Origin of the sequence: Paenibacillus sp. V4I7, assembly GCF_030817275.1 — a bacterium.
Lineage (GTDB): Bacteria > Bacillota > Bacilli > Paenibacillales > NBRC-103111 > Paenibacillus_E.
In genome coordinates this window covers 2,808,639-2,826,406 of sequence record NZ_JAUSZD010000002.1, presented here as the reverse complement: position 1 = coordinate 2,826,406, position 17,768 = coordinate 2,808,639, and the positions used below count along the sequence as shown (strand labels likewise).

19 protein-coding genes and 1 pseudogene are annotated in these 17,768 nt (G+C 47.6%); 2 read left to right on the top strand and 18 right to left on the bottom strand.

Features of this window, described 5'->3' with window-relative positions; translation table 11 throughout:
- Window positions 1–4: 4 nt before the first annotated feature.
- The gene (locus QFZ80_RS14090; protein ID WP_307559465.1) at window positions 5–1,357 is read right to left on the bottom strand and encodes an ABC transporter substrate-binding protein; all 1,353 of its coding nucleotides are present in this window, start codon (window positions 1,355–1,357) and stop codon (window positions 5–7) included.
- Window positions 1,358–1,879: 522 nt separating this feature from the next.
- Here QFZ80_RS14090 and QFZ80_RS14085 point away from each other — a divergent pair.
- A complete protein-coding gene (locus QFZ80_RS14085) occupies window positions 1,880–2,974 on the top strand; it encodes a hypothetical protein (RefSeq protein ID WP_307559463.1) in 1,095 nt (364 codons plus the stop codon).
- Between the two features lie 27 nt (window positions 2,975–3,001).
- Here the strand turns inward: QFZ80_RS14085 and QFZ80_RS14080 are convergent, their stop codons facing one another.
- From QFZ80_RS14080 to QFZ80_RS14040, 9 genes and pseudogenes are all read right to left on the bottom strand, one after another.
- The gene (locus QFZ80_RS14080) at window positions 3,002–3,304 is read right to left on the bottom strand and encodes a hypothetical protein (protein WP_307559461.1); all 303 of its coding nucleotides are present in this window, start codon (window positions 3,302–3,304) and stop codon (window positions 3,002–3,004) included.
- 130 nt (window positions 3,305–3,434) lie between these two features.
- Window positions 3,435–3,719 (bottom strand): annotated as a pseudogene (locus QFZ80_RS14075) (VOC family protein); the annotation flags it as partial.
- Window positions 3,720–3,938: 219 nt separating this feature from the next.
- Entirely contained in the window at window positions 3,939–5,471 is a 1,533-nt protein-coding gene (locus tag QFZ80_RS14070) for a type 2 periplasmic-binding domain-containing protein (RefSeq protein ID WP_307559459.1), read from the bottom strand.
- Window positions 5,472–5,561: 90 nt separating this feature from the next.
- A complete protein-coding gene (locus QFZ80_RS14065; RefSeq protein ID WP_307546059.1) occupies window positions 5,562–6,422 on the bottom strand; it encodes a carbohydrate ABC transporter permease in 861 nt (286 codons plus the stop codon).
- On the bottom strand, window positions 6,416–7,384 hold the full coding sequence (locus QFZ80_RS14060; protein ID WP_373460081.1) for an ABC transporter permease: 969 nt from the start codon (window positions 7,382–7,384) through the stop codon (window positions 6,416–6,418). The genes QFZ80_RS14065 and QFZ80_RS14060 overlap by 7 nt, the downstream gene beginning before the upstream one ends.
- Before the next feature lie 375 nt (window positions 7,385–7,759).
- On the bottom strand, window positions 7,760–9,178 hold the full coding sequence (locus QFZ80_RS14055; protein WP_307559457.1) for a response regulator transcription factor: 1,419 nt from the start codon (window positions 9,176–9,178) through the stop codon (window positions 7,760–7,762).
- A 2-nt stretch (window positions 9,179–9,180) separates the two neighbouring features.
- Window positions 9,181–10,566 (bottom strand): sensor histidine kinase, encoded by a 1,386-nt coding sequence (locus tag QFZ80_RS14050; RefSeq protein ID WP_307559455.1) that lies wholly within the window; start codon window positions 10,564–10,566, stop codon window positions 9,181–9,183.
- Complete coding sequence (locus QFZ80_RS14045; protein WP_307546062.1) at window positions 10,502–10,834, bottom strand: hypothetical protein; 333 nt, start codon at window positions 10,832–10,834, stop codon at window positions 10,502–10,504. The genes QFZ80_RS14050 and QFZ80_RS14045 overlap by 65 nt, the downstream gene beginning before the upstream one ends.
- A gap of 529 nt (window positions 10,835–11,363) precedes the next feature.
- Complete coding sequence (locus tag QFZ80_RS14040) at window positions 11,364–11,627, bottom strand: hypothetical protein (protein WP_307546063.1); 264 nt, start codon at window positions 11,625–11,627, stop codon at window positions 11,364–11,366.
- Window positions 11,628–11,748: 121 nt separating this feature from the next.
- Here QFZ80_RS14040 and QFZ80_RS14035 point away from each other — a divergent pair, with 121 nt between their 5' ends.
- On the top strand, window positions 11,749–12,216 hold the full coding sequence (locus QFZ80_RS14035; protein ID WP_307559453.1) for a hypothetical protein: 468 nt from the start codon (window positions 11,749–11,751) through the stop codon (window positions 12,214–12,216).
- A 192-nt stretch (window positions 12,217–12,408) separates the two neighbouring features.
- Here the strand turns inward: QFZ80_RS14035 and QFZ80_RS14030 are convergent, their stop codons facing one another.
- The 8 genes from QFZ80_RS14030 to wrbA all read right to left on the bottom strand — a co-directional run bounded on the left by QFZ80_RS14030 (window position 12,409) and on the right by wrbA (window position 17,740).
- Window positions 12,409–12,843 carry an ABA4-like family protein gene (locus tag QFZ80_RS14030; protein WP_307546065.1) on the bottom strand — a complete coding sequence of 145 codons (435 nt, stop codon included), beginning with the start codon at window positions 12,841–12,843 and terminating at the stop codon, window positions 12,409–12,411.
- Between the two features lie 36 nt (window positions 12,844–12,879).
- Window positions 12,880–13,767 carry a hypothetical protein gene (locus tag QFZ80_RS14025; RefSeq protein WP_307546066.1) on the bottom strand — a complete coding sequence of 296 codons (888 nt, stop codon included), beginning with the start codon at window positions 13,765–13,767 and terminating at the stop codon, window positions 12,880–12,882.
- A 148-nt stretch (window positions 13,768–13,915) separates the two neighbouring features.
- On the bottom strand, window positions 13,916–14,425 hold the full coding sequence (locus tag QFZ80_RS14020) for a TetR/AcrR family transcriptional regulator (RefSeq protein ID WP_307546067.1): 510 nt from the start codon (window positions 14,423–14,425) through the stop codon (window positions 13,916–13,918).
- Between the two features lie 437 nt (window positions 14,426–14,862).
- Window positions 14,863–15,195 carry a GNAT family N-acetyltransferase gene (locus tag QFZ80_RS14015; RefSeq protein ID WP_307546068.1) on the bottom strand — a complete coding sequence of 111 codons (333 nt, stop codon included), beginning with the start codon at window positions 15,193–15,195 and terminating at the stop codon, window positions 14,863–14,865.
- A 177-nt stretch (window positions 15,196–15,372) separates the two neighbouring features.
- Entirely contained in the window at window positions 15,373–15,816 is a 444-nt protein-coding gene (locus QFZ80_RS14010; RefSeq protein ID WP_307546069.1) for a cell wall hydrolase, read from the bottom strand.
- Between the two features lie 176 nt (window positions 15,817–15,992).
- Window positions 15,993–16,229, bottom strand: a complete 237-nt coding sequence (locus tag QFZ80_RS14005; protein WP_307559449.1) for a tautomerase family protein — start codon at window positions 16,227–16,229, stop codon at window positions 15,993–15,995.
- Window positions 16,230–16,282: 53 nt separating this feature from the next.
- Window positions 16,283–17,020: an SDR family NAD(P)-dependent oxidoreductase gene (locus QFZ80_RS14000; RefSeq protein ID WP_307559448.1), complete on the bottom strand. Its 738-nt coding sequence runs from the start codon at window positions 17,018–17,020 to the stop codon at window positions 16,283–16,285.
- Between the two features lie 60 nt (window positions 17,021–17,080).
- On the bottom strand, window positions 17,081–17,740 hold the full coding sequence (wrbA, locus tag QFZ80_RS13995) for an NAD(P)H:quinone oxidoreductase (RefSeq protein ID WP_307559447.1): 660 nt from the start codon (window positions 17,738–17,740) through the stop codon (window positions 17,081–17,083).
- Between the last annotated feature and the right edge of the window lie 28 nt (window positions 17,741–17,768).

Below are 17,768 nucleotides of genomic sequence, written 5' to 3'. Positions count from 1 at the left end.
CATCCTATTTTTTCGCTTTTACTTCCTCGATCTTCTTATTAACACCTTCGCTTATTTTCTTTAATGTCGTCTGAGCATCCTGTTTGCCTAACAGCAAGAGGTCGTAGTTATCTTTCACGATATCAGAAGCTCCAGGAACACCTGATTCGGAAGGCCATAGGGCATAACCAATCTCACGAGCATCGAGGAAATATTGAGCATGTGCCGGCTGTGCATTCTTATCCAATACGAGATCATCTACACCGCTAATCGAAGGAACGGCATTTCCCCCTTTAAGACGGAAGTTTTGACCATCCTTGGAAACAAAGTAAGATAGGAACTCATAAGTCTCTTTAGCATGAGCTGTCTTTTTATTCATAACCATGTACGCTGTTGGAATGCCAGCTGGTTCCATTTTTTTGCCAGTGTTAGTTGGCAGTGGGACAATGTCGTATTTTAAAGAAGTGTTTGCATTAAACTGCGGAACCCACCAACGACCAGCAATTCCAAATCCGACTTGGTTCGACATGAACATAGCATCTGGGCCTTGTCCTTTCGGAAGTGAACCTGAGAATACGAAGTTTTTGTTCTTTGTGTTTTCCGCAAGATATTGGAATGCTTCTACCGTTTTCGGGTCCTGATCTCCAATGAATTTGCCATCCTGAGGCTTATCGTAAGCTTTACCTCCGTTTAACGTTACCCATGAATAGACCGGGGATGACCAATCTTCAAGTACAAGACCATATTTATTTTTAGACTTTAGCTTTTCCGTTAACTCTTGTAGCTTCTTCCAATTCCACTCCCCTGCTTCGTACAATTTCTGTGGATCGTCGGTGATACCGGCTTCGGCCAATACTGTCTTGTTGTAGTACATAACTAACGGATTACAGTCAACTGTGATTCCATATATTTTATCGCCTTTCTTCGAACCGCCCCATAATCCTTCAGCAAAATCCTCGGCTTTGATTGGGCCATTGCCAACTTTCATCAATGGTGTCAATTCTTCGATTGAACCGTTACTAATGAGTTTAACGACAGTTTGATCTCCAGCATAAAATGCGTCTGGCGCAGTACCACCCTGCAGTTGAGTAATGATCTTCTCTTCGTAGCCATCGTTCGGTACGGCTACCAGCTCCCATTTCACATTCGGATGATCTTTGTTATACTGATCTGTCAGTTCGTAAAAGCGCTTTAACTCTCCCGGATTACCCCAAGTACTCCACTTTAATTTGATAACCTCACCATTTCCAGCCTTAGGCGTTGGTCCCTTCGTTGCATCTGCTGTCTTGCCGCCTGCCGGTGCAGAAGAGCTGCAAGCAGTAAGAATCATCGTTAGCGTCAGGACGGAGCTGGTTGTTAACCCCCACGTTTTTTTCATTACCATTCTTCCAATCGACTCCTCTCACATAATTAGATATCTCACCACTGGAATAAATTGGACTGCTATGAGTTAAACATATTTTAAATTACGATGGTAGCGTTTTCAATGAACTTTCGCGAATAGTAGATGGATTTTTTTGATCTAGAATATATTATTTCCCTTATCCTATTTTCGTCGTATTTTGATGAATAATGTGGAATTTTGGTCGTTACTATTCGACAATATCTGTGAAAACGATGTCAAAAAAGTTAACCTTAAGAAAATGAAATTGATCTATACTCAATTTACAATGAAACTTTGACCCTTAAACATCATACAAAGGTGCTCTATCACATATTCTAAATTCTGATGCTAAACTCTTATTATTAAATAGATGAGCTAATGACTTCTTAAATATCTTAAATATTGTTTTTCTTCTAAAGTTACTGCAGCATTAATATTCATAGGAGTTGCTTAATCCTCATTTTAAACTTAACTTGTATGAAGACGTTCAAAAAATTAGTCGTTGGGGGAATTCACTTGGCGAAACATAATGAAATAAAGTTAAGTCATAAGCTTCAACAAGCTTCCGTGAAAGTCGGGTCTGCGCGAACTGCAGCGGCTAAATGGGTCATGCACCACGCTAGCCTAGAAGCTTGTTTTCATGGGGCTTATTTCAGCGGCTCGACGGTAGGGCTGCCTGATGACGCTGAGTTATCGGCGACCTCCGATATCGATGTCGTGATCGTTACCACACATGCTGAGCCCCCACTCAAACTTGGGAAGTTCGTCTACGATGGCATCCTTGTGGAGGCCACGTATTTGTCTTGGAACGAACTTTCCTCGGTCGATGAGGTTCTGACGTCCTATCACCTTGCAGGCAGTTTCCGTGCGGATTCGATCATTGCTGACCCCACCGGACATCTGCGCAGATTGCAAACACAGGTATCTCACCACTTTGCTGAGCGGGTGTGGGTGCGTCGCCGATGTGAGAACGCTCGGCAGAAGATCGAAAACGCACTGCAGGCCATAGATACTTCTGCACCGTTTCACGACATGGTGACGGCGTGGTTATTCCCGACCGGCGTAACAACGCACGTCCTCCTTGTGGCCGCACTTCGCAACCCTACTGTGAGGCTTCGCTACCTCGCCGTACGCGACGTGCTTACGGAATACGGCCACGCTGACCTCTATCCAGATCTGCTGAAGCTGTTAGGCTGCGCTCATCTGACCCCCAAGCGCATCGAACATCATCTCGACAAGCTCGCCCTAGTATACGACGCCGCTGCAACCGCTGCCAAAACACCTTTCTTCTTTAGCACCGACATCACCGCCACAACACGGCCAATTGCAATCGACGGAAGCCGTGATCTCATCCGGGCCGGCTACCACCGTGAAGCGGTCTTCTGGATCGTCGCAACTTTTGCCCGCTGCCACAAGATTTTGGTTGCAGACGCCCCGCCGGACCTGCAACGTTTTTTCGCTCCAGACTTTGAGGCTATCATCGCCGACCTCGGCATCACCTCCACTGACTCCTTCATCCGCCGTGCAGAGGACGTCATGCAGTTCCTACCGAAACTTTGGGAGACCACCGAGGAAATCCTATTCGCCAACTCAGGCATCGTGTCTGAGTAGCGCATTTCAAATGCCTGACATAACTCTTCAAGTTCTTTCGTGAGAATACAGACTAAGACCACCTGCACCCGTAAGGCTAGCCGCAACGAAATAAGCTTCACCACAGAGGACAGATAAAGGAAGTACCGCCACAAAGTACAGCACTGAAGATGGAAAGCAGATCAAAAAGAGAATTATAACTAAATACATGTTTCCTAAATTTGTAAGTCTGTAATATTCCGTAGTCGTGATTTTCAGCCCTTCCATAATTTCTAATCCCAATGCTCCGACGAATACCAAGATAACAAATACAATCCACATTGCTCCATAATGCTTCGTGAGGGGAGACATCGAATATTCCTCCAATAATTCAATCACGTTAATCTGCCTGTTACTTCAATGAAAAAAGAGGAGCTACATCGCGACAAGCTCCTCCACTATCGTTCCTCGTTAGCGTAACGAAGGTATTGATTGTCAGAGTCTATCCACCGAATGAAATTCTATATCCATCTGGATCTTTAATCGTAAATTCACTAAAAAAGTCATTTAAATCAGGTCCTTTAACAATCTCTATTCCTTTTGTTTTAAACTCCTCAAGAATTCGTCTTACATCTATATAACAAAAAGCGTCAAAATATAATCCACCCTCGACCGAGGAAAAGGGCTTAACATCACTTTTATTCTTCGCAGGATGTAAAATGAAAGTAACCGCGTCTCTACTCATATGGACATGTTGTACATCAGATCCACTAATTCGTTCATACTTGAATCCAAGTTTCTTATACTATTCAATTGAATCTTCTAAATTACTGACAAGTAATACCATGGTGAGTCCTTTTATTTTCATTTCTTCCATAGCAATACCTCCAATTGTTTTTACATAAATCCTAAAGATTTATTCGAAGAGCAACCACATATACCAATAACCCCAATGACGAAAGAAACCCTCCCATCAGCTTGCGATGGAAGGGTTCCCTTGAACTGGTTACTTCGCGTAACCAAGCTCCTTCAATTGCTTATCGCCTTGCTCCAGAAGCTTCTTGTAGTTGAACTTCGTCTCCAGTGTGTTCAGGAACTTGTCGTAGTCGGCGGTTGGCGTTTTACCAACATAGAACTTCAACAACTCCTCCTGCACATAACGATTAACGTCTGCCGCGTTGTAACCATCCGGCGTATCGACGTTCGGGCCGTAGTTCTTGATCTCCGGGAACTTCGCTGTCTCCTGGATGTATCTCGCCTGATTCGGAAACTTCGTCGACAAATACTCCATCTCCGGACGCCCCGTAATCTGATACAGCCACGTGTAGTTGGCTTCGCTAGCCTTCTCGGTCAGCTTGACTTTGCTGCCATCGAGCTTGTAATGCACGTCCTGCACCCCATATTGCACCAGGTTCAATCCTTCGCCTTCGGATACATAGTTCAGCAGCTCTAAGATCCGGTTCAACTTGTCTTTGTCCTTCTCCAGGCTCTTCGGGATCGCGATGTAACCGTTCGGCCCGATATTGGCAGTGCGAACTGCCTGAGCGCCTTGCAGCGGCGGAAGTACGACCCAGTCCGCATTCTGATTCGCCGTCTTCCAGGTTTTCACCTGATCATCCTTCATAATGCTGGCCCATTGATCGAAGAAGATACCGGCCTGACCCTTGAATGCCTTGTCTTGTGCAGTTGTCACTTTCGCGCTCGAAAATTCCGGCTCGAACACGCCCGGCGTCGAGACGAACTTGCTAATCGTCTCCAGCGCTTTTTTCATGTCCGGGTCATACAAACTGTTAATCATCTTGTCGCCTTTGTTGTAGAAAGCCCCCGGCAGGCCGACACCGTAATAGCCGTACAACGGCGACATGACAGTGGCAAAATCGCCGACCAGGCCGAACGTATCTTTCTTGCCGTTTCCGTCCGGATCTTTCTCTGCAAACGCTTTCGCAGTCTCGTACAGCTCATCCATCGTCGTTGGCATCTTCATCCCGAGCTTGTCGAGCCAGTCCTTGCGTATCCAGTACGAATAAGGAACAAAACTCGGCGTTCTGGAGAAACCGTACGTCTTTCCGTTCACCTTCGCCTTGGTAAAGCCGTCGTCCCCGATTAGCTTCTTCACGCCACTCAGCTGTCCCATGTAGCTGTCCAGGTCCAGAAGCAGGCCGTTCTTCGCGAGCTGCTGGTACAGTGCTTTGTTTTTAATCTCCATCAGATCAGGCAGATTGTTCGACGCTGCCAGCACGTTCAGCTTATTATCCATGTCCGGCCCGTTCGCGATCAGATTCAGCTTGAAATCAACGTTCAGCTTGCTGTCGATCTGCTTCTTGACAAAGTTGTCGGCCGGGATAGACGAGGAACCGCCTTCTTTCAGCATTTCGATCGTAAACTTGGCAGACGACTTCGCTGCCTGCGGGGAGGACGAGTCTCCTGCGGCCGGTGAGGCCGTATTTCCCTTTTCTCCGCCTCCGCCGCAGCCGGCCAGCACGATGGCGCTGACGAACGATACGGTAAGAGCAGTTTGCATCCACTTTTTCTTCTGCATGTACAGATCCCTCTTTTCGAATAAATAGTAGAATGCCTATATGTTGAAATCAGCAGGCTGGAGCAAAGAACTGGACAAGCCTGCGTCAGATCAACCTTTAATCGCACCAATCAGCATACCCTTCGTGAAGTGTTTCTGGATGAGCGGGTAGACCACGATGACAGGGGCACTAGCCATAACGACCGCTGCCATCTGCAGCGTCGGTGTCGGAAGCGTCTCTTCCGCATTGATATTCTCGTTCTGCGTAGCCTGCAGAATTTCCCGGACGATGACCTGCAGCGGCTGAAGGTCCCGGTCCTGAACATACATGATAGCTTGAAAGAACTCGTTCCAATGCCCAACCACATAGAACAAGCCAACGGTAAGCATGGCCGGAATCGACAGCGGCACGGCAATCTGCAGTAAGACCCGCCATTCACCGGCACCGTCAATCCTTGCAGATTCAAACAACTCCTGAGGCAGCCCCTCCATGAACGTCTTGATGATGAGCAGATTAAACGTCCAGACCGCAGAAGGGAGAATCATCGCCCAGATCGTATCGAGAAGGCCGGTCGACTGAACCGCGAAGTAGGTCGGGATCAAGCCTCCATTGAACATCATCGTAAATACGATTAGGAACAGGAATAAGCTTCGTCCCCGCAGGTTCCGCCTGCTGAGCGGATACGCGAGAAGTACGGTCAGAATCATATTGACCAGCGTGCCAAGGACGGTAATCATAACGTTAACCATGAACGCCTTCGGCATCGCAGGCTTGCTGAACAAATAATCGTAAGCGAATAACGTAATCTCCTTCGGCAGCAGCACGAAGCCCCCGTTCTTAATCACAACTTCGTATGGCGTCAGTGACATGCTGAGCACGAACAGCAGAGGGAACACTGCGGCGGCGCCCACAATCGCCAGCAGGGTAATGATGACCATCTCGAAGATGACGTCCTGACGGCTTCTTACCATATGTTCTCTCCCCACTTCTTGGCAAGTTGGTTGGAGCCGATCACCAGCACGAGTCCGATCAGCGATTTGAACAGACCGACTGCCGATGCGAGACTGAAATTCATCTGCTCCAGACCGGTCCGGAATACCCACGTATCAATAATATCGGCGACCGGATACACCTTCACACTGTACATGATGTAGATCTGCTCGAAGCCTGCATCAAGAATATGGCCCAGCTTCAGAATGAGCAGCAGGATAATGACGCTGCGAATGCCCGGCAAGGTGATATGCCAGATGACCCGGAACCGGCCTGCGCCGTCTACCTTGGCGGCCTCGAACAACGTTGCATCAATCGATGACATAGCTGCCAGATAGATGATCGCTCCCCAGCCGATATCTTTCCAGATATCGCTGCCGATCAGTACCGCACGGAACCATTCCGTCGAAGTCAGGAAGGGGATCGAGTTCATCCCGGCTTCCTTGATCCACTTGTTTACGATACCGGATGTTTCGGAGAAGAATGCCAGCGCAATCCCATATATAATGACCCAGGATAGAAAATGCGGCATGTAGCTTAACGTCTGAATGAAGCTCTTGAACCGCTTGAAGCGGCATTCGTACAGCAAAAGCGCCATGATGATCGGCGGAATCGTGCCGAAAACGATCTTGTACAAGCTGATGACGAAGGTGTTGGTCATCAACTGGGTAAAGTAGGGGGATTCGACAAACTGCTGAAAATATTTGTACCATGGATCCGCCCAAGAGCTTCCCAGGAGCCCTGCCCCGAAGTTGTAATCTTTGAACGCGATCAAAATGCCGTACATCGGATAATATTTGTACACGGCGTAGAAGGCAAGTCCAGGCAGCATCATGATGTACAGCATTTTCATCGACCAAATGTCTTTCCATAAGCTGGAAGCCCCCGTCCGGCACCTGTTTGCCGCAAGTCCCCCCGAAGCTGCAGCTTTCTGTTCTCTCATTCCGATCACCTTCCTCTTCCAGTTCACTCGCTAGGATGTTTCAGCCTTCTTGTTTCCACTATACCAAGACTAAGGCTGTCGGATAATGAAGAGGTTTCGCAAAAAAACTGAACGATTTTGAGTTTCTGCATAAGGAGAAATATCCTAATCGATATGGTGTGGTTGGCCACATCATCGCCATCCGCTATATTCCCGCCATGTTAGCGGATGTACTTATCCACAGAAAAGTGCGACTTATATTTTCCTGGCAAGACAATGTAAAAGTGCAGGAAGCACGCTCCCTGCACCCGAGTAAGATAGGTAAGATCCTGAAGTCAATCATCGGCCAATTTCACCCGGCGCAGTTACAGTACGTTTAACCCGAACTTTCGACTACTACTTGTCCCGCTTGCGGAACTTACCCGGCGTCTCGCCGGTCCACCGCTTGAAGATGCGAAAGAAATAGTTCTCGTTAACAAAGCCGACCTGCTCATAAATATCCGTCAGGCTCAGGTCCGTCTCCAGCAGAAGCTTCTTCGCCTTCTCCACACGGCTCTTTTGCACATAGTTGATGAGCGTTTCGCCCGTCTTCTTAGGAAATAGCGCACTCAAATAATTCTCATCGATATTGACCAGCTTAGCCATCGACTTCAGCGTAATGTTCTCGCGGAGATTCCGGTGAATGTATGCGATGATCGTGTTGATGTCGTCCCGGTCCGTCACAGCTTCCTGCCGCAGCACCGCCGTATGGATGTCGTTGTCCAGCTTGTGATGCAGCCGAACAAGCAGCTCCCCGTGGCGGGGAATACTCAGAATCGAGTGCGACTCCATCAACGCCGGCCGGCCCAGCATGCGTGCGAACTTGCGGTCCAGGCGTTCCGCGGCTTGGACGACATGGACGAACAGAACGTCGTTCACCTCCAATTGTCGCCATAGCTCTTTAAGCAGGGCGCGTCCCCGATCCCATTCCGTCAGCTCAAGTGCGCGATTCAACTCGCTTTCCGTTCGCCACGGATAGCGAGCCTCTCCTTCGGTGCGATCCGCTCGTTCATCCGTCCTGCCGTACCATTCCGCATTCAGCGCGTACAGGCAATGCAGCCACGCTTCGTGCAGCCCTTCCGCCGGGAACACCGGCTGCCGGTACCGAGGATCGAGCCCGACCGGAGACAGAGCGTCCGCATCGTCCGACCAGCCGATCAAGCTCGTATGTCCGCACGACGAAATCTTCAGCCAATCGACGTCTGCCGATACGAACGCCTCCGGGGTCTCCACCTGATCGCCGAGCACAGACAGGACCGCCGCGAACTGTGGAAGCTCGCCAGGAACGACAGGCGGCGCTAGCATGCGTTCTTCGACCAAATCTTCGATATACGACCACAGCTTCTCTGTGTAGGAGTTCAGCTGCACATGCAGATGCCGCCGCTTGCGTTCCGATTCCTGCCGGAGCTCGCGTTCGATCTTCTCCAGCATCTGTCCCAGCGCCTGCTCATCGGCGGACAGCTTCAACAAATACCCGGAAGCGCCGAATTCCAGCGCCTGCCGCGCATATTCGAACTCGTTCACGCACGTGAGCATGACGAACTTCGCATCAGATACCAACTTCGCCTGCCGAAGGAGCTCCAGACCATCCATGCCGGGCATGACGATGTCCGAGATAACAAGATCCGGCTGCTTGCTCTGGATGAAAGCCATCGCCTCGTTACCGTCCTCCGCCTCCCCCACCAGCTCAAACCCGAACTCCCGCCAACGGATCTGATTGATCAAAGTTCTGCGAACGAACGGTTCATCCTCCACCATCAGTACCTTCCACATCATCTTCACCCCTCCGAATACGGCTTCGAATACAGGAACGGCATACGAATGCGGACACGGGTCCCTTGTTCCAGCGGGATCGTCTCCAGAGAAGCCGATCCGCGATAAAGCAGCTGCAGCCGCTCCCGGAGATTCGCCACACCGATCCCTTTGCGCTTGGACAGGCGAGGCAGCTTGCCGGAGGCCTCCAGCCCGATGCCGTTGTCTTCAACATCCATGACCAGCGTAGCGCAGTCCCGGTAGATTCGGATCGTGATCTCGCCGCCGGTCTTCATAAATTGCAAGCCGTGCACGATACAATTCTCAGCGAGCGGCTGCAAGCTCAGCTTCGGAACCAGCGTATGCACGAGTTCTTCCTCATGCCCAATCGTAAACTTGAAGCGCTGATCGTATCGGAAGTTCTGGATATAGGCATACGCCTGAAGCAGCTCCAGCTCGTTCTTCAGGAAGATCAGATCCGCGTCGTCGCTCAGACTTGCCTCAAGCAGCCGTCCGAGCGCTACGCATATTTCCGCCGTCTCCATGTCATTCTTGCTTGTCACATTCCATTTGATCGTATTCAGCGTATTGAGCAAAAAATGCGGATTCATTTGCTGCACCAGCATCTGAAACCGGATTGCCTCACGCTGGCGTTCTTCAAGCTTCAGCTGCTGCACCGCCTTCTGCAGGTCCTTCACCATTCCGTTGAAGGAGTCGGCCAGTTCCCGCAGCTCTCCTTGGTATTGAGCCGCCGGAACATGCGTGTTGAACTGCTTGGACACGACCTCCGACATCCTCCGCTGAAGCAGGTTGAGAGGACGAGTAATGGCAGAAGCGGTGAGATACGTAATGACGCCGAAAACGACCGCAAGCATCGCAATCGTAAAGAGCGCTTGGTGCTTTAAGCTCTCCAGGTCACCGAAATATTGATCCAGCGGTAGCTTGCTGATTAACTCCAGCTCGGTGCCTGGCAGCTCCAACCGGTGGGTGACGAAACCCGTCTCCTCAGGAAGAGCGCTTAATCTTCCGGTCGTGGCCACGATCTCCCCCTGCTTGTCCATCAAATAATACAATTGCTGCACCAACAGACCACGGGATTTCTCATAAAGCAGCGCTTCGACGTCAATCTCCTGCTTCAGCCAGCCAATCGGCTTATTATCGATGGAGGCTCGCAAGATGGAATACATCGTTTTGCCATTCGGATGCACCCATGTGCTCTGCGACTCGTTAAGCAGGGCAAAGCCTTCCTGCTGGACGAACTTCTGCGCATCCACCTCGGCCCCCGTATTCCATTTGTACACGTTCCCATGATCGTCCGCGATGACGATCCGAACGAACTGTGTGTAGTCAATAACCTTCGAACGCCCTTCGAGCCAGCCTTGGATATTCCCTGCCCTTGTCAAGTCGTCCATCGTCTCGGGGCTTCGAATCACTTCTTGGATCGCCGGGGATCGCTCCATCTGCACATACATCTCGAATACGTTCAGCCGCAGGTCGAGGAGCATCTTCTTCATATACTCCGCCTGCTGCAGACTCTTCTCGTTCATCTCCCGCCGCAGCAACGACTCGATCCGACTGTGTTGGTAGATCTGGAACGACAGCAGAGGAAGCAAAATCAGCAGCAGGAATGCCAAAAACAACCGGTTCCCCAGCCGCTTGGGGACGAATCGGTTCCACCATGTCGACATTGTTCGATCACCTCGCCCGGAAACATCTGTTAGTGAGTCTATAATAATATCTCGGAGTAACCATATTTGCTTTCCCTATCTGGAGGTTGATGCTTCATATTACACCTCTAATGTCTTTGCTTTTATATTACCATATTCAGGGTTTTCCGATCTGCTTTTTCTTTGGAACCAGTTAGAGTAACGAAAAATGGAGCAGCTGCCAATTGGCAAACTGCTCCTTTGTACTTTGAACTTTTGTTCTCCGTAATTTGTACGAATAGTTACCCACTATTAAAATCGAACGATGTTGGTGGACGAAGGACTGAGAAATAGTAATCCTCAGCCGAGTCCCATCGAAGATGCCATTCCACATCGTCAGTACCCTCTCTAATATTATGCCTATTGCGGCGAAGTTCGGGTAATACATTCACGAGAACTGTAAGATCGACAACATCGGATAGTTCAGGGAGCGAGCTATAATTCCCTCGAGAATAATTACTTCTGAAGGCTCTTTCGTAACAAAGTACAATGCCATACCATTATCAGTTGAAAAAGGAAAAAGGGTGATATTGTGCTTTTTCACCTCTAATCATTGGTAACAAGGCCTTATTTCGCATACGTTGCCAGTTGATACAATGACGACACTTTTTCTCCGATGTATAGGAGTCCCACTCATCGTACTGGATGTACTCCCTCGTCTCGGGAAGCCCAACATAGGTCTGCCCGCAGTCAACCTCCATGAAATGCCGAAAATCTTCGGTCGTAATATCCGGTTTCTTTCGTATCACGGTCAGCACCGTGATCATAGGTTCTTCACCTTCCAAATACTCAAGTATTGTGTGAGTGTGGCTACTTCATTAGAGTCCTCTATTCAACGTTTTCTGTCCCTTGAATATGGTTTGCTTTTGCTGGATAAGCTGATAAAATATGGAGGGGAAAATTATTAACTACAGTGACTTTCAATTTTCCGCAAATCGATGGAAGGACTTTTTAACCCCTAAAGACAAACCTCTGGCTCAACTTATTAAGATGGATCACGAAAGGATCTACACTTCCGTCTTATTTTTTGCGCTTACAAGCCAGGAACTGTTTCAAGTAGTGGTCGATTTGTCCAAACGGGATAGATCTATCAGAAATAAGCTTGTTGACCTTTATCATGCTCTATCTTCGAAGGATTTACCTGAGTACGTACAGCCATTAGCACAAAATATAAAGAACTTATTTTTTCTACCTGTTGTTATGGATCTAATAAAGAATATCTCCCCATCCAAAACCAGTAAATACATGGAGAAATATATGAATAATCTAGTTTATGAGTACAAGGTGGAACATCAAGATGATAACGAGAATGCAGGGGTGTTAACAGATTTAGGCTTAAAAAATCCAACTATGTAGCCACAGCGATTTCCCTATCCTCAAATATAAAGCCCAAGTCATTCACATAACGTTCGAAACGTTCGAGAAATGCTAGGAAAGTCCTTTATTCTACTTTACTACGCCCTGCAGGACATATGTACAAAAATAATTATTTTGTAAGCAAGCAACAGGCTGCCGCGGCAGCCTGTTTGTCGTATTTCAGATAAAGATTCAGCTAAATTTGACCCGTTTCCGTACAGTCCGCAAAGCAAGATAACACAAGAACCCTAATGGACCGAACATAAGAATAAGAAATAAGAGGATTGACTGCACCGGAAGCAGCACATACCTATGTTCCATATTATCCCGATAGACGTAATGGCCGACCGCCTGATCGAAGCAGAGAATATGCAGCCACACGAGCAAAGCAAAGTCCCGGACCGACATCAGCCGGATGACTCCTTCTACCGAACCGAAATCTTGCATAAAGCCAAAGCCCGAGCTTCCGATAGCCGCAATGATCCCGACAGCGTACAGTACAGCGAGATAGATAGGAAAAATAGCCGAATTCGCCAGAAACCTTGTTACCCTCCATGTTGGAAGCAGCATCATAAGCAACCAGAACGGCGTAGCTATGCTAGCGAGAGCAAATAACTTTTCATACATAATGGAGATTCTCCTTCTTTCCGAGCAAAATTAGTTTTAAAGGGGATGCGGTGTTTCAGACACCTTCGTCGACCTTAAGAGTTCGAGACCCGCGGTAACAAAGGTGGCCAGCCAGACGATCAACGCGACTCCAGCAAGGAGTGGCAGTGATGTCCATTCAAAAACGGGACGTCCGAGGGCGGTTTGCAGGCCAATCAGTAGGATTGAAATCGACCAAAAGATGCCGCCGATATGGATTATGCGTCTCGCACGCTGCACATCGGAATGTGCCCTCTCAAGCAGCCACCCGAGTAACGGTAATGCCTGCAGCGCGTGAAATCCTAAACCGTGTAGGACGATCAAATTACCTGCTGCGCCTGTATAGCGCCCTTGCACCACAATCATCCACAGGCCTGCGGCGAAAGCAATCATGGTCGAAACAAACGCATAGCGGATACCGAGTACAACAAGCGGTCGTTCATTCGTCCGTCTTCGGCGAAAGAACGGGATGGCGAACAGTGCAGTCACTACGATGATCAACAGCGAATCGATGCCGAATAAAGCGCCAGCTATATTATCGATGATCGATCCTTCACGTGAAAAACGAGGATTAATGCCGCGAAAGTGCTGTATGGTTTCGATCCCATAAGCATACAAGGTAGCCGGTATGAAAAACCATCGAACATTTCTTCGTTTACGGGAGTTTAGTCCTGATACCGGTATTATCGCAGCAATCGACAAAATGAACATCGCAATGGCAGCATTGAACGAAAACGCTCGCTCCACGTCACCTTCCGGCAAAATGACCGATCCATACAAGCTGATGTACAGGGCGATGCCTGCCGCAAGTGCGAAGCCTACAAGACCGACAATGACAAGTAGTTTTTCTCCAGCGAACAACTTCATCTCCGTTGCCTCGGATATTGGGTTAATACTCTTTCTCATCCATTGATCATTCCTTTCTGATTTTTTCTCCCCATTCGCGCCGTAATTTATTTATTAATAAATAAATTATTAAGGAGATAAAAAGGCAGTATCATTGCTGCCTTTTTAGTGTGTATGCTGCTGGTTCATTTGCGGGAGCTAGGGTTCATTAATCTTTAAAACAAAGCATTTCAGGTAAATCCAATACTTCCGATACTGTGATCAGGAAGCCCATGCCAAAAAATTGGCTGGCCGCCGCTTCAGCGTTCGGAATCCCGGCATTTTCAAATTTAGCTACGATGGATGTAAGAATGATCTTGAATTTCTCTCTGACATGCTCCCGAATTACGGGCTCGGAAATAGCGTGTGATTGCATGACCATAATAATTTCATCCCGATGAGCGTACATAATTTGCATGAACGCATGCCCAATCGTATGCATCAATTGATCGGCAGGAGCCTCGACCTGGGAAAAGGTTTCGTAAATCCGACTAACTGCCCGGTCGATGACAGCGTTGAAGAGTTCTTCCTTATTTTTAAAAAAGTGAAATACATAGGGCTGTGTAACTCCTGCTGCTTTGGCCACTAGTGCCGTCGTTGCCTTATAATACCCCAACTCCGCGAATATCCCTACGGCTTTATCCATGATTTGTTCTTTGCGATCTTCGCGGACGACCATAGCTACCACCTTTCTTTCTTTATTTATTGATAAATAAATAATATGCAAGTATGGAGCAAAAGTCAAGGATATCATTCACAAGGCTGTCCTACTCAGAAGCATCCCAAACTTACGAAATGTGGTGCTAGACATCCACAATCCTGAAGATAGAGTTGAGAGAAAGCGCAAATCTGAGGAAGTATACGAAGAGCTTAAAAAGAAAGGTTGGATTGCGGATCTGACCGAAGGATTTCTATATGAGACCGTAGGACGCTTTCATCATCCGATACATCAAATGAACAATTGAACTATTAGTACTTTCAAATGATGCTTGGGGTAGAAAATATACTAATAATTCCCTTTCATTCTTTGTATCCTGCCCGTTACTTCAACGAGACAAAAAGGTGCCGCAACTAACATTCTTCAGTAGCGTAATAAAGTGCTCTGTATTGTTCATTTTAGACGTTAATCGCAAATAAGCGGACTTCTTCATCTGTACCCGCATATGGGATCATGCCTTCAAAATGCAACCCCAGCTTTTCTAATAGTTTGGCCGACGCATGATTATCTTCAGAGGTTATAGCCACAATGCGTTTTAGCCCTAAAACACATTGTGCATAACCCCTCACTGCGGAAGCAGCCTCAAAGGCGTATCCTTTACCCCAGAACCTAAGTAGAAAAGCAAATCCAACATCTACATCTTCTTCTAAGAAATCTCTTTTTACCAACCCACAAATTCCGATCGGAATGCTACTATCTTTCAATTCAGTCAAATAAAATCCGAAACCCAAACGGGCATACTAGCCCTGCCAACAACAATATGAAGTGGGATGGGGATTCCACCGCAGATTTTGCCAGTTTTACGCATGAAGCTCCTCAAATCAAGAAAACTTTAGGACCGTGAACATCGAAGGCTGCCGATGATCGGCAGCCTTTGCTTGAATCCTGAGCTCTTTTCGTTCATAAAATTAAAACGTATTATATACATTTTCACATTCTTTCGCGGTCGGTTCATAAAAACAATGGAGCTTGTATCGTCCTACGTGCGGCTGATTATACCAGGTCGGCGGACATGGCAGGGGAGCTTTGGCCGTTCCCGGACGAAAATACCAAAGGGAGAATCTGGCCGGCCAATTCCGCTCCCCATTCACAGCCCTTCGCGCCAGACGGCGTTCACTCTCTCTTGCCTTTTGATAGTACATACCATGAAGCAACGCTTCGAACGCATGCGGCTGGTTGATCATTTGGGGAATTGTCCGGAGTTGTTTAAAATCGGAGCAATTCGCTCTTATTCGGTTAATGCCAACATTTCCAACAAGGAGCATACCCTTTTCGCCTTCGCCCACCGCTTCGGCTCGAAGCAACCTTGCCAACATATCAATATCCTGTTTCCTAGCTTTTACGACTGCCATCGGCTCACCTCTTTAGAATTGTATATCTAGACACATCATATTGTAGGTGAAGCTGATGTGTTACTGGGATAAAATTCGTGTCAATTGTCCGTGACATTAACTTTATCCCATAAAACAAAAAAAGCCGCGATTTACGCGGCATTTAATAAGATTATCTTCTTGTTACCCTATAGCGATTACTTCCTCTTATCGGCAAGCTGTTGGCGATACTCCAACACAGGCTGACCGCCCCAACCCCAATTCTCGGTGTCAACCTCTTCGATAACTACGAAAGTTGATTCTAACGGCTTGTTCAGAACGTTGAGCAAAAGCTCGCTGACCCCTTTAATAAGCGCCGCCTTCTCTTCCGCTGTGACAGACTCACGATTTGGTGCGGTGCCCTCACGGGTCACTTGGATCGTAACGAACGGCATGGATATTCTCCCCATTCAAATTAAATTAGTTTTATATCTGCTGTTGCATTTGCTTAGTGACCAGCATTCTGTCCGCCATCAACATAAAGGATCTCACCAGTTACGAAGTTGGCTGAATCCAAGTATAAGACTGCTTCGACGATATCATGTGACTCACCCATGCGTCCCATAGGATGCAATTTAGCTAGAGCATCGTGTGATTCAACAGGGTGCATTGGTGTTTTAATTACCCCAGGTGAGACTGCATTCACCCGAATTCCTTTGGAAGCATACTCAATGGCTAATGATTTCGTCGCCGATTTCAGACCGCCCTTCGTTAATGAGGCGAGTACGGAAGGAACGGCAACCGATGGTTGGTCAACCAGACTCGTCGTTATGGTAATGATGTGTCCCGTTCCTTGTTTAAGCATCTCACCCACCGCACGTTGGGTAACGTGGAAGAAGCCGACGACATTCGTGGATAAATACGTTGCAAAGTCCTCTTCTGAATATTCCGTAAATGGCTTGGACATGAAAATCCCTGCATTATTAACTAGGGTATCGATGCGTCCATAGTGAGCCAAACTTTCGTCGATTAAGCGCTGCGCGGTCTTAGGATCTGCAACATTACCGGCAACAAACCGCACTTGTTTTCCTGTAGGATCAATTTCTTTTGCAACTTCAGCCAACGCTTGTTCGCCGCGTCCATTGATGACTACATTCGCTCCTCGATTCACCATCTCAATCGCCATAGCTTTCCCAAGACCGCTGCTTCCGCCAGTTATCACAAAAACTTTTCCCTGAATATCCATGTGTTATTTCTCCTTATGAATTTCTAATTATGAAGAATAAATTAAGCGTAATGAATCTTATTATTGACCTAAACCGTTTTTAACCCATTTAGCAACAGTTACTGTACGTTTTGCTTGATGTTCAGCGGCCGCGCGCACGTCTTCCTTCATCGCTCCATTTTGATCCACTGTTACACTTGTACCGTATGGATTCCCTCCAGCAACAAATACCGATGGATCTGTAAATCCGGGAGCTGCCACAATCGCACCCCAGTGGTACATTGACGTGTACAGTTGAAGGATTGTTTGTTCCTGTCCAGCATTCGGATTTTGAGCGGAAGTCATGGCACTCACGACTTTATTCACCGTTTTGCCTTGGAACCAAAGACTACCTGTTGTATCGAGGAACTGTTTCATTTGAGCGGGAAGATTACCGAATCGGGTAGGCATACTAAAGATGATCGCATCAGCCCATTCCAAATCTGCCAAAGACACGGTAGGAATATCTTTGGTTGCTTCAAGATGAGCTTTCCAAGTTGGACTACCATCAATAACGGATTGTGGCGCAGTTTCCGGTACTTTTAGAATTTTTACATCTGCCCCAGCTTGAAGACCTCCTTCCGCTGCCCATTGAGCCAATTGAAAGTTAGTACCATTAGAACTGTAATAGATGACGGCTAAATTCACTTTTGATGACATTTGTGTAGTCTCCTTTTTAAATAGTTTTTGAAATATATTCATTGGTATCGCTCCAAACTTTTTTTATGTT

What these genes read in the sequence shown, in the direction of transcription:
- QFZ80_RS14090 (WP_307559465.1), bottom strand. Translation starts at nt 1,357, where the DNA reads ATGAAAAAAACGTGGGGGTTAACAACCAGCTCCGTCCTGACGCTAACG.
- QFZ80_RS14080 (WP_307559461.1), bottom strand. Translation starts at nt 3,304, where the DNA reads ATGTCTCCCCTCACGAAGCATTATGGAGCAATGTGGATTGTATTTGTT.
- QFZ80_RS14070 (WP_307559459.1), bottom strand. Translation starts at nt 5,471, where the DNA reads ATGCAGAAGAAAAAGTGGATGCAAACTGCTCTTACCGTATCGTTCGTC.
- QFZ80_RS14065 (WP_307546059.1), bottom strand. Translation starts at nt 6,422, where the DNA reads ATGGTAAGAAGCCGTCAGGACGTCATCTTCGAGATGGTCATCATTACC.
- QFZ80_RS14060 (WP_373460081.1), bottom strand. Translation starts at nt 7,384, where the DNA reads ATGAGAGAACAGAAAGCTGCAGCTTCGGGGGGACTTGCGGCAAACAGG.
- QFZ80_RS14055 (WP_307559457.1), bottom strand. Translation starts at nt 9,178, where the DNA reads ATGATGTGGAAGGTACTGATGGTGGAGGATGAACCGTTCGTTCGCAGA.
- QFZ80_RS14050 (WP_307559455.1), bottom strand. Translation starts at nt 10,566, where the DNA reads ATGGACGACTTGACAAGGGCAGGGAATATCCAAGGCTGGCTCGAAGGG.
- QFZ80_RS14045 (WP_307546062.1), bottom strand. Translation starts at nt 10,834, where the DNA reads ATGGTGGAACCGATTCGTCCCCAAGCGGCTGGGGAACCGGTTGTTTTT.
- QFZ80_RS14040 (WP_307546063.1), bottom strand. Translation starts at nt 11,627, where the DNA reads ATGATCACGGTGCTGACCGTGATACGAAAGAAACCGGATATTACGACC.
- QFZ80_RS14035 (WP_307559453.1), top strand. Translation starts at nt 11,749, where the DNA reads ATGGAGGGGAAAATTATTAACTACAGTGACTTTCAATTTTCCGCAAAT.
- QFZ80_RS14030 (WP_307546065.1), bottom strand. Translation starts at nt 12,843, where the DNA reads ATGTATGAAAAGTTATTTGCTCTCGCTAGCATAGCTACGCCGTTCTGG.
- QFZ80_RS14025 (WP_307546066.1), bottom strand. Translation starts at nt 13,767, where the DNA reads ATGAGAAAGAGTATTAACCCAATATCCGAGGCAACGGAGATGAAGTTG.
- QFZ80_RS14020 (WP_307546067.1), bottom strand. Translation starts at nt 14,425, where the DNA reads ATGGTCGTCCGCGAAGATCGCAAAGAACAAATCATGGATAAAGCCGTA.
- QFZ80_RS14010 (WP_307546069.1), bottom strand. Translation starts at nt 15,816, where the DNA reads ATGGCAGTCGTAAAAGCTAGGAAACAGGATATTGATATGTTGGCAAGG.
- QFZ80_RS14005 (WP_307559449.1), bottom strand. Translation starts at nt 16,229, where the DNA reads ATGCCGTTCGTTACGATCCAAGTGACCCGTGAGGGCACCGCACCAAAT.
- QFZ80_RS14000 (WP_307559448.1), bottom strand. Translation starts at nt 17,020, where the DNA reads ATGGATATTCAGGGAAAAGTTTTTGTGATAACTGGCGGAAGCAGCGGT.
- wrbA (WP_307559447.1), bottom strand. Translation starts at nt 17,740, where the DNA reads ATGAATATATTTCAAAAACTATTTAAAAAGGAGACTACACAAATGTCA.